A 19231-nucleotide genomic window follows, 5' to 3' on the forward strand; every position below is an offset into this window, starting at 1 on the left:
TGTTCGGACTTCATTTTAAAAACCAAATAACATAATAAGCTTGTTTTATAATTATAATTCAAACAACAAAAAAAATCTTAATTACCGCTTTGTGTATTTTTTTTGTATAATCGTATGATCCTGCAGGTTTGTCGTAGTGCATTTTGCTGCAAGCGATAAAATAGACAATTTTTAGCGGAAGGAGAACAGATGGTAAGACACGATGTGAGCCTCTTTACCGATCACGATATTTATCTTTTCAAAGAGGGAAACCATTTTAAACTTTACGATAAACTCGGCTCCCACCTCATGACCGTCAACGGGCAGGAAGGCACTTATTTCGCGGTGTGGGCGCCCAATGCAAAGCAGATCACAGTCATGGGGGACTTCAATGGCTGGAACAAGGAATCTCATCCAATCACGTCGAGGTGGGACGGCTCCGGCATTTGGGAAGGATTTATCCCCGGCTTAAAAAAAGGCAATATTTATAAGTATCACATAATATCCAACTACAACGGCTACAGTATTGACAAGGGCGATCCATACGCGCTTTACTGGGAACTGCCTTCAAAAACAGCTTCCATAATATGGGACCTGGATTATACATGGAACGATCAGGAATGGATGGGGAACAGAAGTAAAGCAAATGCATTAAGCGCCCCTTTTGCCATATACGAAGTCCATCTCGGCTCATGGAGACGGGTACCGGAGGAAGGGGACAGATTCCTCAATTACCGTGAGATGGCCCATTATCTCACTGACTATGTGAAGCATATGGGATTTACCCACGTTGAGCTGCTGCCGATAATGGAGCATCCGTTCTACGGCTCATGGGGTTATCAGACCCTTGGATATTTCGCCCCAACAAGCAGGTACGGAACGCCGCAGGATTTTATGTACATGATCGACTACATGCATCAAAACGGCATCGGCGTTATTATTGACTGGGTGCCTTCGCACTTTCCCTCTGACGCATACGGGCTCTCATACTTTGACGGCACCTGTCTCTATGAACATCAGGACCCGAAAAAAGGATACCATCCTGAATGGAACAGCTATATATTCAACTTCGGCAGGAACGAGGTGAGGAATTTCCTCATCAGCAGCGCCCTTTTCTGGCTTGAAAAATATCACATAGACGGCATCAGGGTCGATGCTGTGGCGTCAATGCTTTATCTTGACTACGCAAGGAAAGAAGGCGAGTGGATACCGAATATATACGGCGGCAGGGAAGACCTCGATGCCATAAGCTTTTTGAAAAGGTTCAACGAAGCGGTTTACGGAAACCATCCAGACGTTCAAACATTCGCCGAAGAATCGACCGCATGGCCCATGGTTTCAAGGCCGACGCATGTCGGAGGATTAGGGTTCGGCATGAAATGGAACATGGGGTGGATGCATGACACCCTGAAATATTTTTCAAAAGACCCGATCTTCAGAAAGTACTATCACGACCAGCTTACATTCAGCATCTGGTACGCGTTCTCCGAGAACTTCATGCTCCCGCTTTCGCACGACGAGGTAGTCCACGGCAAGGGAGCGCTCATTGGTAAAATGCCCGGAGACGAATGGCAGCGCTCTGCGAATTTAAGACTTCTGTTCGGGTATATGTACGGGCATCCCGGCAAGAAACTCCTTTTCATGGGAGGAGAGATCAGCCAATGGAAAGAGTGGTGCCATGATGAGAGCCTTGAATGGCACTCGCTTGACTATTCCTTTCAGCAGGGGGTAAACAAGTGGGTCAGGGACCTTAACCACCTCTACAGGAATGAACCCGCACTGCATGAACTGGATTTTTCCAATGACGGTTTTGAGTGGATAGACTGCCGCGACTGGGAAGACAGCAGCATAAGTTACATCAGAAAGGGACAGAACACAGGCGAGGTCATTCTGGTTGTCTGCAACTTCACGCCGGTAGTAAGGGAGAATTACAGAATAGGTGTCCCGCACGGCGGATACTGGAGAGAGCTTCTAAACAGCGACGCTGAAATATACGGCGGAAGCGGCAAGGGCAACGCAGGCGGCGCTCACGCTGAAACAATACCGGCGCAGGGAAGGGAATTTTCGCTCTCACTCAATCTGCCGCCATTAGGGATATTATTTTTTAAAGGTTGAACCGGAAAGACATTCCAATAAAAAGGGCCTGTTTTATTCCAGGCCCTTTTCCGTTTACTGTATCTGATCTGTACTGATCATTAATCAAGAAGCATCCGATAATCAGTCTCCGATGCCGGGGCCCGGAGCTTTGCCATAAAATTTGCGCCAGATGTTGAAGTCCTGTATCCAAACAGTTCCGTTGCCATCCACATCGATATCAGCCGGGGCTCCTTGCGCAACGGTCTTGCCGGCCCACTTGCGCCATTCGTTAAAGTCGATGATATTTACAAACCCGCTCTCGTCAAAATCCGGATCGCACAAATTCCCATAATGCTGTATTCCGGCTGCTGCATTATTATCATCCTCATTTGCATTACTGTCCATCTGATCAGCATTCGCCACCAACCTGCAATTATCACAGGCATCACCAACTCCGTCAGCGTCCGCATCTTCCTGGGCTGGATTTGCAATGTAAGGACAATTGTCGGAAGCATCTGGAATTCCATCCACATCTGCATCAATCAAATCCGAGCCGTCGCAGTCTTCGTCAATGCCGTTGTTCGGTATCTCAACTGCTCCCGGATGAATTGACGCGTTATTGTCATCGCAGTCAAATGCGGTTATTCCATCTACCGTCACGTTCAACAACCCGGCATTGTCCCAGTAAAATCCGGGCTCGCTCGATGGATAGCCGAATTGCTGGGCATCGGCAAAACCAAGATACAGTCTGGTCGCTCCCGCAGGCACGTGGAAGTTCTGTGTAACTCCAGTGCCTGTTCCGGTCAGCCCGTCTCCTATGAAAAAGGTCTGATTCAACTCCGGGAAAATATCAAAGAAGCTGTCGCCCATTCCATCAGGGGCCTGCGTGAAGTCCAGACGCGAAGGCGCAGGGCCGGCTGGTTCATTGTCATTAAGGAACACACCTGCAAGGAACATCGTCTTGCCCGGCACGTACGGAAGGGTCTGCGGATCAGTTGTGAGATCGCCGCGCCCGTATACAATCCCCGATATGCCAAGATACGAAAGTATGTCTGTTGTGCCGCTGGCATTATCTCCGCCGTCCGGGCCGTTAAACGCAGGCGGATAAGTACCGCAGCAGGACACTTTGCCGTTGACATCGCTGAATGTAATCGAAGATGCGCTTCCTCCGGCAAAACTGACAACCGGCGGCATGAGTCCGTCAAATGCGGATGCCCTCCCTGCCGCAAAGATATTTGCCCTTCCATCAACAGCCAATGTTACAACTCCTGAATAATACCCGTCGCCGTCAAGGTCATTATCTTTAGTGGCTGTGTTGCAGTCGTCATCTTTGCCGTTGTACGGTATTTCTGCCGCGCCCGGATTGACCGAAGGGTCATTGTCGTTGCAATCGGAACCCTCACCGTGGCCGTCAAGGTCCGCATCCACGTCTGATGTGTTGGCGTTGCAGTCATCGTCAATTCCGTTATTAAGTATCTCAGTCGCTCCCGGATGTACTGCAGGGTCATTGTCATTACAGTCAATGCAACTGGCGTAACCGTCTCCGTCAAGATCATCAAAACCCTCATCAATCTGTCCGTTACAATTGTTATCTATGCCGTCGCAGTCTTCCACTGCACCCGGGTTGACATAGTAATTCCAGTCATCACAATCTCCGCCGCAGTCTGTGTAACCGTCACCATCGTTGTCAACCGCATTCTCATCAATCTGTCCGTCACAGTTGTTGTCTTTGCCGTCACAAATTTCCTGGGCCCATGGATTGACGGTTGGGTCGTTATCATTGCAGTCGCCTCCGCAGGCTGAGTACCAGCCATCGCCGTCAAGGTCGAACTCTTCGTCTGCTACGCCATTGCAGTTGTTGTCAATGCCGTCACACAACTCCGGCGCATTCAGGTAAACCGCAGGGTTTGAATCGTCGCAGTCGCCGTCGCAGATCACATCATGGCCGTCACCGTCCACATCATCGCCGCGTACACATGCCGGCTCAAATTCCACTACATAACCAGGCAATAATTCCTCACCTGTCGCGTCATTCCACTCTTTGCCGGACGAGGTGATAGCGTGAGCAAAGTGGATGCTGTTTTCATTTCCGAAGTTATTGGGCTCTCCCGCGCCCCAGTTTGTAAAGGAGCTGAAGTTTTCGTTTGTGACCCATTTCCATCCGCCGTCAGGTTCTGTCGAACCGGCGATCTGATAACTGCCCATCCAGTGGTCATGGAGGAAGTCCTCCCAATTATCACCGTTGCCAAGTTCGGGATGATTTGTGAGGAAAAGGCTTTCTCCAACGGATGCTATGGTTACAAGATGCCCCGGCAGTCCCATATATGTCAGGCCTTCAGCGGCGGTCTTTGCATCATTCCAGTTAATACCGGGCACATCGACTCTTATGTAGTAATGTCCGTTGTCCAGCCACTGTACGGGTTGATCATGGGTGTAAGGATTGCAATCATCGTCTTTGCCGTTAAACAGGATCTCTACAGCGGACGGATTTACTGCGCTATCGTTATCGTTACAATCCCCTGTGCAGGCTGTATAACCATCGCCGTCAAAATCTTCGTCAATATTTCCGTCGCAATTGTTATCTATACCATCGCAGATTTCCAACGCGCCGGGATGGACGAAAGAATCCCAGTCATCGCAGTCTCCGGCACAGGTAGTGTATCCATCCCCGTCATTGTCAAAACCTTCATCAACATTGCCGTCGCAATTGTTATCTTTGCCGTCACATATCTCCCATGCGCCGGGATTGACTGCCGGATCATTATCATCGCAGTCGCCTTGACAGTTGGTGTAGCGGTCACCATCATTGTCTTTGGCAAGCCCTTCATCAATATCATCGTTACAGTTATTGTCAATGCCGTCACATATCTCTACGACGCCGGGATGAATGGCCGGATCATTGTCATTGCAATCGCCTCCACAAATTGTGTCATAACCGTCGCCGTCAAGGTCAGGCCCCGGAATGCAGATAAATGCGCCGCCAGTTGGATGTGCCAGTCGAACGGGGATCAGGGAACCGATCTTTGCAATAACGTCTACAGACCCGCTTCGTCCTTCATACACCCTGAATTGTCCGAGCTGAGGGCTGTTTAGAAAGTAAATGTAATCAGCGTTCTGTTCAGGCGTATTTCCGGTATTCATTGTTACTACGAGCGACATGGTATCGTTCCAGGTTTGAGCGTCCAGAGCGGCATTCCCAGAACTGGTCTTTACAGAAAAATCAAACCTGCTCTCCGGGATTATGGCTGTCTTGGCGAACCATGTGCCGTTGGTGTAAGTCAATGTTGCTATCCTGAATTCATCACCTGCGGAAACAGCCTGATTGTTCACAGTCGTTGCCGCAAGCATATTATGTTCGTCATCCATTCCGCTGTTTGGACTGTTGCTGTTATATCTGTTCCAGAATTCTACACTTGCCCGCTTCGGGTTGCCATTGGATTGAAGGCCGGGGTAAGCGACTGCGTTTGGAATAAAACTGCCGCTTCCTGTTCCGTAGCCATACATGATGGAAGCACTCGCAGGTAAGATTATCGTGGTAAATGTCTCATCCAGAACACTCGCCCCAAGTTTGAAGTAAGAATCGTAGTAATCCTTTCCAAGCGGCCCGGAGTAACCCTGAAACTCGAATATCGTCCCGACACTGCCGTTGCAATTAGTGTCTGCTGAGTCGATTATTCCGTCACAATCATTATCCAGTCCGTCAAAACATGATGCCTCAGGATTTTCAGCCGGACTGCCGATGGCGCATGTATCAACCTGTACGCCGTTCTGACAGATTATTGCTCCTGTCGAGGCGCAAACGCCTGTTCCGCAGGTTGTAGGAATCTGCTGAAAGTTAGCGCCGCAGGTCAGGCTGAATATAGCAGTAACTGACTTTGCCGCGTCCATTGTTACAATACAAGCGCCTGTCCCTGAACATGCTCCGCCCCATCCTGTAAATATGGAGCCGGGAGATGCTGAAGCTGAGAGATCGACAAGTGTATTGTAATCGTATAACTCTGAACAGTCAGCCCCGCAGTCTATCCCGGCAGGAGTGCTTGTTACCGTGCCGTTTCCTGTGCCTGGCTTGTTTACTATGAGGGCATAAGTATTAAGTGTGAAGTCGGCTGTAACCGATTTTGCGTTATCTATCGTTACCTCGCATACTCCTGTGCTGGTGCAGGCCCCTGACCACCCTGTGAATGTGGAGCCTGTATCAGGAACTGCAGACAGTTCAACATATGTATCATAATCATACGGTTCAGTGCAGTCAGCCCCGCAGTTTATCCCGGCAGGTAAACTTGTGACAACGCCGCCTCCAGTGCCCGTTTTACTTACCATCAGGTCATAGGTATCCAGTGTGAAGCCGGCAGTAACGAACCTTGCCGCATCCATCGTTACTATGCAACTGCCAGTCCCTGAACAAGCCCCTGACCACCCTGCAAATGTAGAGCCTGTGTCTGCAACAGCAGAGAGAGTAACTTCGGTATTATAGTTATAAACCTCTGTGCAGTCATTGCCGCAGTTAATACCGGCAGGAAGGCTTGTTACAGTTCCGGAACCGTTTCCGCTGATGTTTACCGTGAGGGTCAGATCGCGAAGATATATCCGAACAGGGACATTGCTTGTACTTGTAGTCCCGTCTCCAAGCAATTGATTTCCCCAGGCCCATAATGTCCCGTCTGACTTAAGGGCTCTGTTGTGCCAGGTCCCTGCTGACATTGAGACCCAGTTGGTATCAGCCCCTATCTGAAGAGGAGTTGTTGAACAAGGATTACTCCCACAGGTTTGCGGCCCAGTACTATTCCCTATTCCAAGCGTGCCGGCTATATTAGTCCCCCATGACCATAATGTCCCGTCTGATTTGAGGGCTATCGTATGATCTAATCCCGCAGAGGCAGAGACCCAGTTATCGTCAGTGCCGATCTGAACAGGTGAATATTGATTCGTTGTCGGCCCGTCTCCAAGTTGGCCAGATGAATTAGCCCCCCATGCCCATAATGTCCCGTCTGATTTAATGGCTATAGTATGAGCCCCACCAGCAGAAACAGAGACCCAGTCAGTATCAGTACCTATCTTACGAGGAGTTGTTGAACAAATAATACTCCCACAGAGTTGAGGACCGAAAGCATTCCCGATTCCAAGCTCGCCATTATAGTTTCTTCCCCATGACCATAATGTCCCGTCTGCTTTGAGGGCTATTATGTGCCCCGCTCCGGTTGAGGCAGAGACCCAGTCATTGTCAGTTCCTACCTTAAGAGGAATAAAACTATCAGTATTAGATGTCCCGTTTCCAAGCTGGCCAACCCTGCCATATCCCCAGACCCATAAGGTCCCGTCTGACTTAATGGCTAAACTGCTATACCCGTCGGCAGAAACAGATAGCCAATTGCCACCTATCTGAAGAGGAATTACTGAACAAGCATGAGTATTACAGAGTTGCGGACCACCAATAACATTTACTCCAAGCTCGCCGAATTCATTACCTCCCCATGACCATAATGTCCCGTTTGATTTGAGGGCTATGGTATGAGACCCTCCGGCAGAAATAGAGGCCCAGTTATTGCCAGTCCCTATCTGACCAGGAAATAATTTATTTGTTAAAGTCCCGTCTCCAAGCTGGCCCCTGTAATTATATCCCCATGACCATAATGTCCCGTCTGTATTTATGGCTTCAGAGTGACCACCTCCATCAGACAAAACTATGCAGGGTGAAGTTGAAAGGGTAGCAGTCATATTAGCGCCTGATGCACTTATGCTGGTAATATTCGCACCACAGGAAGATCCATTGTAGAGACTGCTGTTTGGACTTGAAGCAGAAGTAAACGAGGTTTTAGTTGTTGAGCCGGGATAGGGGTCTCCGTCGTCTCCAAGGTTGCTCTTGGTTTCAAGCTCCCACAGGTCATCCGCCTGTACAATCCTGACGCCGTAATGTTTTACAGCGCATGATAACCCGAATGAAGACCCGGATACAGGAAGACACTCCTTATTGTTAACTTTATTCGCCCCCCTTTCTCTCGCAATTGTAGTGCCGTCAATATGCCAGATAAGAAGTCCTACCCCCGGCAGTCCCGCGTCGAATCCGACCTGTTGCCTGTTTTCCACAAGGAAGTATTCACCTGACAGAGGAGTTCCCGTTCTGATCTGGTAGACATCTGCATTGGTGGCCGCCTGCTGTATAGACTCTGAAGTTAGCGTCCCTGTTACCTGAGCGGGCGTCACCCAGCCGAGAAAATATTTAGACCACGCATCCAGATGAGCAGGCCGGTCGCCGGAACGCGCTCCGCGCGTTATACCGTTCCACGAGCCGTGCGCCATCACGCTCCAGTTGCCGATGCTGTAAGAACTGTCGTCTGTATCATAGAGGTCGGGAAGCCCGAGCGCATGGCCGTACTCGTGTGCAAACACGCCGACAGTAGATATTTGCCCATCAGGAGCATATACCTCCGGTTCTATCACATAGTCATTTACCTTGATAAAGCCGCCGGATGGACATGGATCATCTGTCGTATATTCCCCGACCCCTGCGTCTGTAAGGTTCCACCTGTGAGACCATATATCAGATGTATTCCCGCTCGCTTCCTCGCCTGTGCCCTGATGTATGATGTTTACGGCATCAACATAACAGTCGCCGTCCTGGTCATAGGGCGCAAAATTGAACCATGCAGCATCTGCCGCAGCAACAGCCTCTCTTACCAATTCAGCAGGATGCTGATCACATCCTGACGGGTCTGCACACGGTACATTCTGTCCGTAGTAATCGTGGCCATTCCCAGCAGTATACCAGCCGGCTACTCCGCCCGGCCCTGAGGAGACAGTGAATTGTCCGTATGATACCTCTTCATAATAATCCTTCATGCTTCTGTTTCCTGTGCCGAAAAGAAGGGAGCCAAAGTCAGCAGGTGTGTAAGTAGTAGGTGATAACAGAAAGCTGATAAGAATCACAGGAATGTTGCCTGTGCCTGTAGATGGAACCGCCTGAGCTTCTATAAGACCACCCTGACGGGAGGCCCGGGGTAAGCTTGCTCCTGTCGCACGTGTTTCTCTTGTAAGCGTTTTCGCGGAGATAATTTGACCTGCCGGTCTAAGCATCAATGAAACATCAGACGCAGTGTCTTTGCCGACTACAGCCCCGGAGCTTACAAGAGTTCCATCAGCGCCACGCACTGCGTATGTCCACTTGTTGACGGACGTATCAAACAAAATAGAATGTCCGTCCTCTGCCTCCCAACCATGACTGTTCTCATCCCCCCATTGCCTTGCCTTGAAAGCTGTGCCGTCCGGCTGATTCATTGTGTGGAGAATTGGAGATGCTGGGACCGCAAACGACTCACTGGTGGTAAGGAAAATTGAAACTGTAACAAACAATAAAAAAATTATCTTGCCCTTGATTGACATAACCCCTCCTATTTTAGGACTTCTATATTTTTGTGTATCCAGAATTTGCCACCTCTTTCATCACCCGAATAGTACACATGGGCCTTTATCCTTTTCCCGTAAACTTCAGGGGATGGATTTACTTTTGTAAAGAAGGTCAGTGTTTGACCTTCTTTTCCCTTCAGGAAATTCGTAAAATCTTCTATGTCCTCAGAAGCCTCGACACTGATGGTCAACTTGTATATAGTCTGCTCAGGACTCATGCCGTAAAGAGATGATGAGCCTATACTGTATTCCCTGACTGTGCCTACAAGTGCCGCCTTGTTTGGAATTACAGGAACGGCTGAGGACATAGAGAATGAAGAAAACAAAAAAACAAAAAGGGCCAAACACACTTTTATGACAGGTATAAAATTCCTCATCTCGTTTTAACTGCAATGTCTGCAAAAGGGTAAGACAATACCGTGGCGTATGACACGCCTAATGAGCAACTAAAATTTCTGTAAAATTTATGCTGACGGGGTTGCCGCCATCAGCATAATTTATTATTTTGGAAGTTTAGAATATGTTCTTAGTAACAATAATTATACCAGATAATTATTGTTACTAAAATATTTTTCTGTTATCTTGAGAGGGGTTAAAGTTTAATTAAATTTCTGAGCGGTCCCAATATGTAACATGGCACAAATTGGGACCGCTCAAGAGTGTGTCAAGGCACATTATTTTATAGATTTCTTATGAAATTTTTTCCAAAATAACGTCTTGCCGCCAGTGTGGCCCCGCCCGTAAGAAATAAAATAGAACTTATCGGTTCGGGAGCGACAGCAACGTCCAGCCCCGCCACCCTGAAATCATCATCAGACCCGTCAGCCCAGATCCTGATCGTGTTTCCTGTATAACTCACACTGTGCCAGGTGTCCCTCAAATTAGGATCGTCCGTCGGGTTGGGAGCCGCGTCTATTAATTGATTTGTACCGTTAACTGTAAGGTTGAAGTCATCTGTTGCGCCAACATGGGTGAAATGAATGCTGTTCAGGGTCACTGTTGAATCAAAAGTAAAAAGCAGGGATTCTCTTTGAGTCGACCCGTCTAAGTTAACGTTATCGCCGGAGTATGCCACTATTCCAAGGCCTGTAGAGCCTGGATATATTCCCACATCAGGGCTGGTTCCCGTAACATCCGTCCAGAGAGGGTATTCTGTCCCGTTTGGATCTGTTGAGGAGGAAGGGGTTACATAGACTGTGAGGCCTGCTACGGTCATTTGAGCGGCATCGGGATATCCTGTCCATCCTGTGCCCTGGAAGTCAAAAATAACAGCGTGGGATGAGGCAACAGCGCCAAAGATAAATACGACGACAGCAAACATCATTAAAATAGTTTTTTTCATTACGCTCTCCTTTTTTGTAAATTTAATTTACATATATATCAAGATTGATGCCAGTTATTAAGGGAACCCCTTAATTTAATTCTTAGTTTAAAAACAATCAGTTATAGGGGAATTACTTAATTAACTGGAAAGATGAAAGTGTGGCATGTTACAGTTGTGTGCGGTACAGATATGTGCCAAGTCACATATATTCCAAGGGCTTTGTTTATAACTCCTCTTTGCAATTCCCGAAATACATTCCAATAAAAAAGGGCCTGGTATAACCAAGCCCTTTTCCGTTAATTCACAAGCAATGAACAATTATTTTTTTCTTTTCCCAAAATAACGCTTTGCCGCCAGTGTGGCCCCGCCCGTTAAGAACAGAATAGAGCTGATGGGTTCAGGAGCTGCTGCAGAGGAATAACTGTGCCCGCTGTCGCTTTGCAGGGTGACGCCGGGAGTCTGGGGATCGAGGAAATAATGGATTGTGTTGCCGAACTGTGCTTCTATCGACGCATCCCTGGCAGTTGTCACGTGTACTTGCAGATCGCCGGACAACTGGATTCTATTGCCGACATAGTATTGAAATATGGGAATCCCGCTGCTGCCGTCGTTACTGGTACTGTTATTGGTAGTGATGTCGCCCGTCCATGAAACGGTCTCGGTGGTTTGGATCCATCGATTGATGCCGGCCCCAAAAAACGAGGACATACTCCCCGTCGGCCTATAACCATTAAGCATGAAATTCCCGTCAATCGTCTGACTTAATAGTACAGACACCGTGGCGCCGGTGGGCAATGTATCCGACGTGACAGTGATCCAGTCAATGAACGACGCCCTGCCTTTTGTGTCAGAAAAAATTGTGCCGTTACTAACAGCGCTTAAATTCGCACCCAGGGCGCCGAAGTCAGCGCTAACGCTGCCGTCGCTGTAGCCGGTGCTATTGGTTGTAGCGTTCTGAACAGAGTCCGAGGCGCTTGTTCCGGAGTTATTAACCTGTCCGGTGTTCACAGTGTGGGTCTCTCTTTCCACAAAGACGGTGACTTGCGATGTGGTGTAAGATGCAGCCAGTGCGGCGCCAATTGAGACTGCCAGACTGAAAAGCATTGATACCGCCAGTATCGCTACAGGGAATTTTCTCATGATTATTTTGTTCCTTTTTAGAAGATTTGTATTTATATACGCATGATATATGCCAGCCATTAGGAAAACCCCTTAATATTTTTTATTAGTTTGAAAACAGTTAGTTATAGGGAAGGTGCTTAATCAGCAGGAAAATGAGGGGTGCGGCATATTACACTTGTGTGCGGTACAGATATGTGCCAGGCACAAATATATCAGGACACTTCGCAAAACGCCACTACATTGTTTCTCTTCGGCGAAAGACGTCATTTTTCACCCACAGCCAGAAGAGGCTTTTGAATCCTTTTGCAGCGGCTTTTACATCGTGGATGCTTCTTAGATTCAAAATACGCCTGATAATAAATTGCGGTCTTGAATAAAACTTTTTAAACGCGATCTGCCTGAGCTGAGCGATCTCTTCTCTCGTCATTGTATACGGGACAAAAGCTGCGCCCTGATAAGTGAAATCTGTGAGGTCGCCGGACATTGTGCCGTACTTCTCTAAGTTGTCGTAAAGCTCTGTGCCGGGGAAAGGTGTCAATGCGTGGAAGTTTGCAATATCGGGGTTGATCTCGCAGGCGAACTTGATACTCTCAAGCCCGTCCTCAAATGTCTGTCCTGGGATGCCGAAAAGGAACGGCGTGTAAACAGTCAGCCCGGCTTTCTTTGCCGCTCTGACCGCCCTGCGTGTCTGGTCAAGCGTTATCCCTTTCCTGACGGTATTCAAATTTCTCTGCACCCCGCTTTCCGCGCCAAGCAATACTGCCCAGCAGCCCGCGTCTTTGAAGGCCTTCAGCAAAGGATAATCCACCTGGTTCACACACGCGGAGGCAAACCACGTAAAGTCGAGCTTGCGCCTTTTTATCTCCCGCGCAATTTGCATGGCCCTGTCATAATCAGCGGCTAGTGTGTCGTCAATAAATTTTATCTCGCGGTATCCCTGCTTCAGGCAAAGCTCAACTTCCTGCATGACGTTTTCCACGCTGCGAAAACGAACGCCGCTCTTTCTTTCTTTATCGATCTGAAAGCAGAAGATGCACCTCCTGTTGCAGCCGCGAGCGGTCATGATCACTGCAACGGGTTTTCTCTTGTACGTTGCCGGAGGAGGGATGTAATTAGTTGTATCGCCTAAAAGCTTCCGCGCAGGGAAGGGCAGGGCGTCAACATCAGTGATAAGAGGGCGCGGAGGGTTTTTTATGATTTCATCACCATCTCTGAAAACAACCCCTTCGACTCCTTCAAGACTTTTCCCCTGTGACAACCTCTCCAATATTTCGACAACAGTAATCTCTCCCTCCCCTGTGACAACAGCGTCAATGTCCGCCGGGTCTGCGAGACATTTCTCCTGCATCGCGATAGGGTAGGGCCCGCCGACGGTAATGTAGGGGCGGGTTTGAAACCCGCCCCTACGAATCTCCGCTGCCGTATACATCGCCTTCTTCCATCCGAAGACGGTTGAGTAAATGCCGATGAAATCAGGTTTGAACTTTGATATCTCGCCCATTATCTCATCGTGCTGCATGAACGCGCCGTTCAAAAATCGCACATCGTGTCCTGCCTTCATCAAAGAGGACGCTACGTAAAGGGTCCCAAGCGGCTGCCAGTAGTTTATTTGTGAGGCTGCGGTCTTCGAGGAAAAGATGTCTTCAGGTACCCACGAGGGGATGACAAGGGCGCACTTCATAAATTTATACTCCGACAGGAAGGGCGTTTCTTTCTTCCCTTAACTTTGACTTCCTGATAATATTCCCGGCTGCCTCAATCCCGGTCTCAATAGCGCTGTCCATGTTGTAATATTTAAACATACCGCTTCTGCCGATGATGTGGAGGTTTTTAAAACCGCGCAGATACTCCACGACTTTTGAGTAATGACCGTTGTATCCAACTTCAAAAAGGGGATACGCGTGGGGCACCCTTATAACGCAACTGTCGATGACCTGGTCCATTTCGATAAGCCCGAGTTTGGCCAACTGCTGCACCGTCATGGAAGTCAGCGCTTCGTCGGTTAAGGTCCAGATACCGTCTCCCTTAAAACAGAAGTACTCGGAGACTACGTGCGTTTTTCCTTCCGGCGCCATATGAAGACTCCAGTTCTTTGGCTCATGGATCCTGCCGAGGGGCATCTTTTTCTCAGGCAGATACAGCCAGGTGAGGTCAGAGACCCTCGGCTTGTTAAGCATGACTGTTACTATCACCATGTCCCTGTATCTCAGCTTTGAGGCCGCGTCGAGTATGTCCGCGGGCGGGGATGGATTGAGCATCTTTAAGAGGTTCGTCAGGGGGATGCTGGAAATAAAATCACTGCCTTTGACATCATATTGACGCTCGCAATTGTCCGCAATTATATTCGTGATAACAGGGCCGCGATGATTTATCCGGGAGACCCTTGTGCTGGTCAAAACGGTGTCCTTTTTTTCAATTTCTTCTTTCAGCCTTTCGGATATTTGCCCGATCCCCAGTGCGGGATAAATGAACTTGTCCACAAGCGTGCTGACCTTGCGCCCGCTGAATTTAAAGAACGCGTTCTTTATTGCCACTCCAAGAGAGAGGCCGTCTATCCTCTTTGACACCCATTCTTCACTGATGTTCCCGCATTCAAGTCCCCACACTTTTTCACTGTATTCCTTGAAATAAAGCGTGAACATGGTCCTGCCGAAATGCGCCACCACCCAGTCTTCAAGGGAGATATGTTCGGGAGAGGTAAAGAGCTTCTTTATCTTTTCCTTGCCGTAATCAGAGATGGCCTTCACAGTAGTTGGAATGCCGAGGCCGAAAAGCGCATTGGACGGCTTGAGCGGATAGTCGAAGAATTTGCCGTTCATGTAGATCTTGCTCTTGCGCGGCACAGTCAGGTACTGGCCCCGCAGCAGGTCTTTTACAAATTGTTCCGTCCGGATATTATTTGTGAGGAACCTGTGGCCGCCAAGATCAAACCTGAAATCACCGTGCCGGATGGTCCTTGAAAGCCCCCCGACTACGGGGCCGCTTTCAAACACTGCTACCGGATGTCCTGCCTTCACAAGACTGAAGCCGGCGGAAAGCCCTGCAAGCCCGCCGCCGAGGATGATGGTAGAATCGTTCCGGGAGAAATCCATGACTTGATTATACAAATTAATTGCGGGAAATTTACAGAAGCAGGCAGTCTTAAATCATGTGCAGCAGGGGGTGCCGCTTACACGGGCAATGAAATGGTCTCCCTTGTTTTCAATCTCTGTCCGGCATCCTGACATTGAGGCAAAGGATTTTATTCTTCTGGAATCTTCAAGCGTGTTGACCTGGACCTCAATTAAAACCTCCGCGCCGCACTGCAAGGAGAGCAGCTCCTTCAGCTTTTTAAAAAGTTCCAGAGATGTCATGGAGCGTGCATCGATGTTCATGGCGTCAAAAACAAAGGCGCTGAAGAACCGTGATCCTTCAGCGCCCTGAAAACAGAGATATTACATGTCTTCCATCGGCTTGATGAATTTGAAATAAACCATTGTCCAGTTGCCGAGGATGATAGAGATTGTTGCTACAATGCTTCCGATGGAGAGGGTGGAGGACCCTGTGATCCCCTGTCCGATATTACATCCCCCGGCGACCATGGCTCCGAAGCCCATCATCATGCTTCCGCCAAGCACGGTCAACAATTCGTCAACTGGCGGGACTTTCCACTTGAATTCCTTTAAAATCTTTGCGCTGAGAAAGGCGCCGAGCGGCACGCCGATAATGAAAAAAGATGCCCATGTTACGGTAAAAGAACCGATGGCATACATGGGGAATACGTTTACGAGCGGGTGGTTCTCCGGCATGGCGGTGCCTGTCAGTAGTGTGTAGAATAATTCTCCCGTGGGCGTTGTGAAGGAAAGCCCTCTTGGGAAGCCTTCCCATACTGAAGCCGCCCAGAAAGCCGCTACCGCAAGCACGCCTAACATCAGGCCTGTCAGCGGCCAGCTAAAACCTTTTTGTTTGCCGGGTGAGAACGGCTTGCCCATTAAAACAAATATCCCGATTGCGATAACAACGGCTGCGATTACTCCCCATTTTACGGAAGGACTGTCGCCGATTAGATGATACAGGGCCGGATTGTTAATTTCGCCGACCGGGACCCTGACGCTTCTTAAAAGTTTATAAAGTGGGTTCAGCACGCCGGTAGCTGTTGCCTGAATGCTTGTAAAAAAACCGACAACGGCCACTATCGCATTGAACTGCCCTTCACCGATCTTGTACCATACGCCGCTTCCGCAGCCTCCCGCTAAAACTATTCCGAGCCCGAATATGTAGCCCCCGATAATATTGGCCAGCGGAAAGAACGGCTGTACTGCCAGGCTGATAACTTCCATGTCATTCAGCACGTTTGCCCCGATAATCGTGACCATTAAAGCGATTAAATATCCGCGCAGCAGGGTCAAGTCCTTGATGAAGATAGTGTCCCTGAAGGCTGTGTTCATGCAGAAGCGCCCGCGCTGCAGCACAAACCCGATTGCTAATCCGAGCAATAGCCCGGATACAATAAATCCAAAAGTTATACCTGGTAAAGTCTCTTCCATTCAGTCCCTCCTGAGAAGTATTTTTGCTTGCTAAAATAGCATATGAATCCTGTATTGGTCAATGGGTTTTTTAGGCGCGAAAGACATATGCCATCGAAAAAGGTATAATTACGATAATTATAAATTCATAGTTATGAACTTCAGGGAAAACATAGCCAGGCTCCAGGATTTCTACCTTCTGTCCATCAAAGCCCCCATCGGTATTTTTCGCAGACCTTTTTATTTCACGGAAATGATAGAGCAGATGGATTACATGGGTACCGGCTCGCTTTTCATTATTGTCCTCGTTTCTCTTTTTATAGGAATGGCTTTGTCCCTTCAAATATCCGCGGAACTTTCTACCCTGGGACTGAAGATGTATACCGGAAAATTAGTCGGTGTGTCCATAATCAGGGAGATAGGCCCGGTCTCAATCGCACTGAGTTTCGCAGGCAGGGTAGGCTCCGGCATGGCGTCTGAGATCGGCTCGATGGTGCTCGGACACCAGGTGGACATCCTGAGGGTGCACGGCGTCAACCCTGTAAAGAAGCTGGTCACGCCCCGTGTTGTAAGCGCGGTCCTGATGCTCCCCATTCTTACAGTAATAGGCGATGCGGTGTCCCTGTTCGGCGGATATTATATCGCGGTCTTTGTAAGTCACCAGAGCGGTTCTTTCTACTGGAGCCAGATAAGGGACATTATGGATTTCAAAAACATCTTTTCCGGGATCGCGAAGCCTTTTATATTCGGCTATTTCATATCCTGCATAAGCTGCTACATGGGACTTGCGACAAGGGGAGGGGCAAGGGGACTGAGGAAGGCAACGACTACGGCAGTCGTTTTCTCAACGATTGTGATTATTGTAGCTGACTTCATGATGACAAGGGCACTGCTGCTTCTGCTTGGAGAGTCGGTATGATAGAGTTCCGTGATGTCACGCTTGCGTACGGAGATAACGTCGTGCTTGACAAGGTGAGTTTCAAAGCTCAATTTCACGAGAGGGTTGCCGTCCTCGGCGGAAGCGGAGAGGGCAAGACAACCATCCTTAGGCTTATCCTCGGTCTTGTGCGTCCTGATGATGGAAAGATTTTGATAGACGGCCGGGACATTACTGAACTTTCAGAATCAGAGCTGAAGGACATACGAATGAAATTCAGCATAGTATTTCAGGAAGGGGCCTTATTTGATTCAATGAATGTAAAAGAAAATGTGGCATTTTGTTTCAGGGAATACTCAAATTATTCCGAAGATGAAATAGAAAAGCGCGTGAGAGAGTTCCTGCGCATTTTGGGAATAGAGGACGCTATCTACCTCATGCCCGAAGAGTTGAGCGGGGGCATGCAGAGAAGGGTCGCCATCGCACGCTCCCTTGCCGGCTGCGAACCGGAGATGATGCTTTACGATGAACCGACTTCAGGCCTGGACCCGCTCACGGCGGACAACATTTGCAGGTTAATAATTGAACTTTCAAAGGGAGAGCCGCCTGACAGGATGGGTTTTATTATAGTGACCCATAAGGTGACCGATGCGGCGAAGGTGGCTGAACGGTTTTTATATATAAGAAATGGTAGTATAATTTTCGATGGAAATATCACGGAGCTGAAGAGGACGAATGACGCGGAACTGCGGAATTTTATCAATGAACTTTATGCATCAGAAGGATGTTTCTGAGTCCTGATCTTATTCGCGGCAATTCGTGAAAATTCGTGGCTGAAAAAGATCTATGTACGATTACGTAAAACAACACAGGTGGGCAAAACTGAGGGTCGGGCTGGTCATAACTATTGCCGTCGTGACCGTCTTTTTTGCGGTAATGTTTGCCGGCAATATTGAAAAGTTCTTTTCTCCAAAAGTGAAGATATATGCCTTGTTCAGTGATATAAAAGGACTCAGGGAAGGTTCGCCGGTATGGTTTTCAGGCGTTGAAATAGGCTCGGTGAAATCCATGCACTTCACCATCCAGAAAAAGATCCAGGTGGAAATGTCGATAGCCTCCGACACCCTGAAACTTCTCAAAAAGGACTCAAGGGCCAATATCCTTACCCTCGGCCTTTTAGGCGACAAGTATGTTGATCTGGTCCCCGGGTCAAGTGAAGCAGCGAGTTTGAAGGCGGAGGACACAATCATGGGGCAGACAACTACAGAGATACAGGACGTTGTGGAGACGAGCCAGGCGTCTATAATTAAAATAGCCGACTTCGTCAATACCCTTGAAGGAATGATTGAGAAAATGGAGAAAAGCAACGGCACCGTGTCAAAACTCCTGAGCGATCCTTCCGTACATGACAATCTTAAAGAGACGACAAAGGAGCTGGCGGGCCTGCTCAAGAAGATGGAGAGCGGCCAGGGCACAATAAGCAGGCTGGTGAATGAAGGCGATGTTTACAATGACCTCTCGTCATCCGCGAAGGACATAAAACTATTTGCAAAGTCTCTCCGGGAATCCGACGGGACGCTGAATAAATTAATCACAGACCCGTCGCTTTATAACAGATTTCAGAAGGCGTCCGAGAACCTTGATACATTTACTCAAAGGCTTGAAAGGTCAAAGGGCACGGTCAATAAACTGATCGAAGATGAAAGCCTTTATGATAATGTCAATTCCGTTTCGATAAAACTCGGCGCACTTCTCGAAAGGGTGGACAAGGGCGAAGGGGTTGTAGGCAGTCTCATGAAAGATGAGGACCTTTCGAAAGAGCTCAAAAGCACTCTCAAGGAACTGAACGCCCTGATAAAAGATGTTAAAGAACACCCCGGTAAATATTTTAAGTTCAGTTTGTTTTAAAATAGCCGCGGAGTATAGAGAAGGAAATAATCTTTGGCC

Annotated in this window: 12 protein-coding genes; 4 read left to right on the forward strand and 8 right to left on the reverse strand. The window is 48.5% G+C overall.

Translation table 11 applies throughout. The features are described from left to right. The first annotated feature begins 189 nt into the window (after positions 1 to 189). Positions 190 to 2094, forward strand: coding sequence for a 1,4-alpha-glucan branching protein GlgB (gene glgB, locus HZB61_13380; GenBank protein ID MBI5057600.1), 1905 nt, complete (start codon positions 190 to 192; stop codon positions 2092 to 2094). A 102-nt stretch (positions 2095 to 2196) separates the two neighbouring features. Here the strand turns inward: glgB and HZB61_13385 are convergent, their stop codons facing one another. The 8 genes from HZB61_13385 to HZB61_13420 all read right to left on the reverse strand — a co-directional run bounded on the left by HZB61_13385 (position 2197) and on the right by HZB61_13420 (position 16428). Further along, a complete protein-coding gene (locus HZB61_13385; protein MBI5057601.1) occupies positions 2197 to 9432 on the reverse strand; it encodes a M6 family metalloprotease domain-containing protein in 7236 nt (2411 codons plus the stop codon). 8 nt (positions 9433 to 9440) lie between these two features. Further along, positions 9441 to 9764, reverse strand: coding sequence for a hypothetical protein (locus HZB61_13390; protein MBI5057602.1), 324 nt, complete (start codon positions 9762 to 9764; stop codon positions 9441 to 9443). A 371-nt stretch (positions 9765 to 10135) separates the two neighbouring features. Continuing rightward, positions 10136 to 10798 carry a hypothetical protein gene (locus tag HZB61_13395; GenBank protein ID MBI5057603.1) on the reverse strand — a complete coding sequence of 221 codons (663 nt, stop codon included), beginning with the start codon at positions 10796 to 10798 and terminating at the stop codon, positions 10136 to 10138. A gap of 300 nt (positions 10799 to 11098) precedes the next feature. Beyond that, on the reverse strand, positions 11099 to 11980 hold the full coding sequence (locus tag HZB61_13400; protein ID MBI5057604.1) for a hypothetical protein: 882 nt from the start codon (positions 11978 to 11980) through the stop codon (positions 11099 to 11101). A gap of 157 nt (positions 11981 to 12137) precedes the next feature. Next, a complete protein-coding gene (locus tag HZB61_13405) occupies positions 12138 to 13583 on the reverse strand; it encodes a radical SAM protein (GenBank protein MBI5057605.1) in 1446 nt (481 codons plus the stop codon). Between the two features lie 4 nt (positions 13584 to 13587). Beyond that, a complete protein-coding gene (locus HZB61_13410; protein MBI5057606.1) occupies positions 13588 to 14994 on the reverse strand; it encodes an FAD-dependent oxidoreductase in 1407 nt (468 codons plus the stop codon). Positions 14995 to 15048: 54 nt separating this feature from the next. After that, positions 15049 to 15276 (reverse strand): hypothetical protein, encoded by a 228-nt coding sequence (locus tag HZB61_13415; GenBank protein MBI5057607.1) that lies wholly within the window; start codon positions 15274 to 15276, stop codon positions 15049 to 15051. Between the two features lie 60 nt (positions 15277 to 15336). Next, positions 15337 to 16428 (reverse strand): YeeE/YedE family protein, encoded by a 1092-nt coding sequence (locus HZB61_13420; protein ID MBI5057608.1) that lies wholly within the window; start codon positions 16426 to 16428, stop codon positions 15337 to 15339. 61 nt (positions 16429 to 16489) lie between these two features. Between HZB61_13420 and HZB61_13425 the strand changes: the two genes are divergently transcribed. From HZB61_13425 to HZB61_13435, 3 genes are read left to right on the forward strand one after another with little or no spacing between them, the layout of a single operon-like run. Then, complete coding sequence (locus HZB61_13425) at positions 16490 to 17326, forward strand: ABC transporter permease (GenBank protein ID MBI5057609.1); 837 nt, start codon at positions 16490 to 16492, stop codon at positions 17324 to 17326. Beyond that, the gene (locus HZB61_13430) at positions 17323 to 18078 is read left to right on the forward strand and encodes an ATP-binding cassette domain-containing protein (protein MBI5057610.1); all 756 of its coding nucleotides are present in this window, start codon (positions 17323 to 17325) and stop codon (positions 18076 to 18078) included. Before HZB61_13425 ends, HZB61_13430 begins: the two co-directional genes overlap by 4 nt. Positions 18079 to 18130: 52 nt before the next feature. Next, positions 18131 to 19192, forward strand: a complete 1062-nt coding sequence (locus HZB61_13435) for an MCE family protein (GenBank protein MBI5057611.1) — start codon at positions 18131 to 18133, stop codon at positions 19190 to 19192. The last annotated feature ends 39 nt before the right edge of the window (positions 19193 to 19231 follow it).

The sequence above is a fragment of the Nitrospirota bacterium genome (assembly GCA_016214845.1).
Lineage (GTDB): Bacteria > Nitrospirota > Thermodesulfovibrionia > UBA6902 > UBA6902 > SURF-23.

Excerpts from the sequence above, each read along its gene's own strand:
- HZB61_13435 (MBI5057611.1), top strand. The coding sequence starts at position 18,131 with ATGTACGATTACGTAAAACAACACAGGTGGGCAAAACTGAGGGTCGGG.
- HZB61_13425 (MBI5057609.1), top strand. The coding sequence starts at position 16,490 with ATGGGTTTTTTAGGCGCGAAAGACATATGCCATCGAAAAAGGTATAAT.
- HZB61_13410 (MBI5057606.1), bottom strand. The coding sequence starts at position 14,994 with ATGGATTTCTCCCGGAACGATTCTACCATCATCCTCGGCGGCGGGCTT.
- HZB61_13415 (MBI5057607.1), bottom strand. The coding sequence starts at position 15,276 with ATGAACATCGATGCACGCTCCATGACATCTCTGGAACTTTTTAAAAAG.
- HZB61_13430 (MBI5057610.1), top strand. The coding sequence starts at position 17,323 with ATGATAGAGTTCCGTGATGTCACGCTTGCGTACGGAGATAACGTCGTG.
- HZB61_13390 (MBI5057602.1), bottom strand. The coding sequence starts at position 9,764 with ATGTCCTCAGCCGTTCCTGTAATTCCAAACAAGGCGGCACTTGTAGGC.
- HZB61_13405 (MBI5057605.1), bottom strand. The coding sequence starts at position 13,583 with ATGAAGTGCGCCCTTGTCATCCCCTCGTGGGTACCTGAAGACATCTTT.
- HZB61_13385 (MBI5057601.1), bottom strand. The coding sequence starts at position 9,432 with ATGTCAATCAAGGGCAAGATAATTTTTTTATTGTTTGTTACAGTTTCA.
- HZB61_13395 (MBI5057603.1), bottom strand. The coding sequence starts at position 10,798 with ATGAAAAAAACTATTTTAATGATGTTTGCTGTCGTCGTATTTATCTTT.
- HZB61_13400 (MBI5057604.1), bottom strand. The coding sequence starts at position 11,980 with ATGGCTGGCATATATCATGCGTATATAAATACAAATCTTCTAAAAAGG.
- glgB (MBI5057600.1), top strand. The coding sequence starts at position 190 with ATGGTAAGACACGATGTGAGCCTCTTTACCGATCACGATATTTATCTT.
- HZB61_13420 (MBI5057608.1), bottom strand. The coding sequence starts at position 16,428 with ATGGAAGAGACTTTACCAGGTATAACTTTTGGATTTATTGTATCCGGG.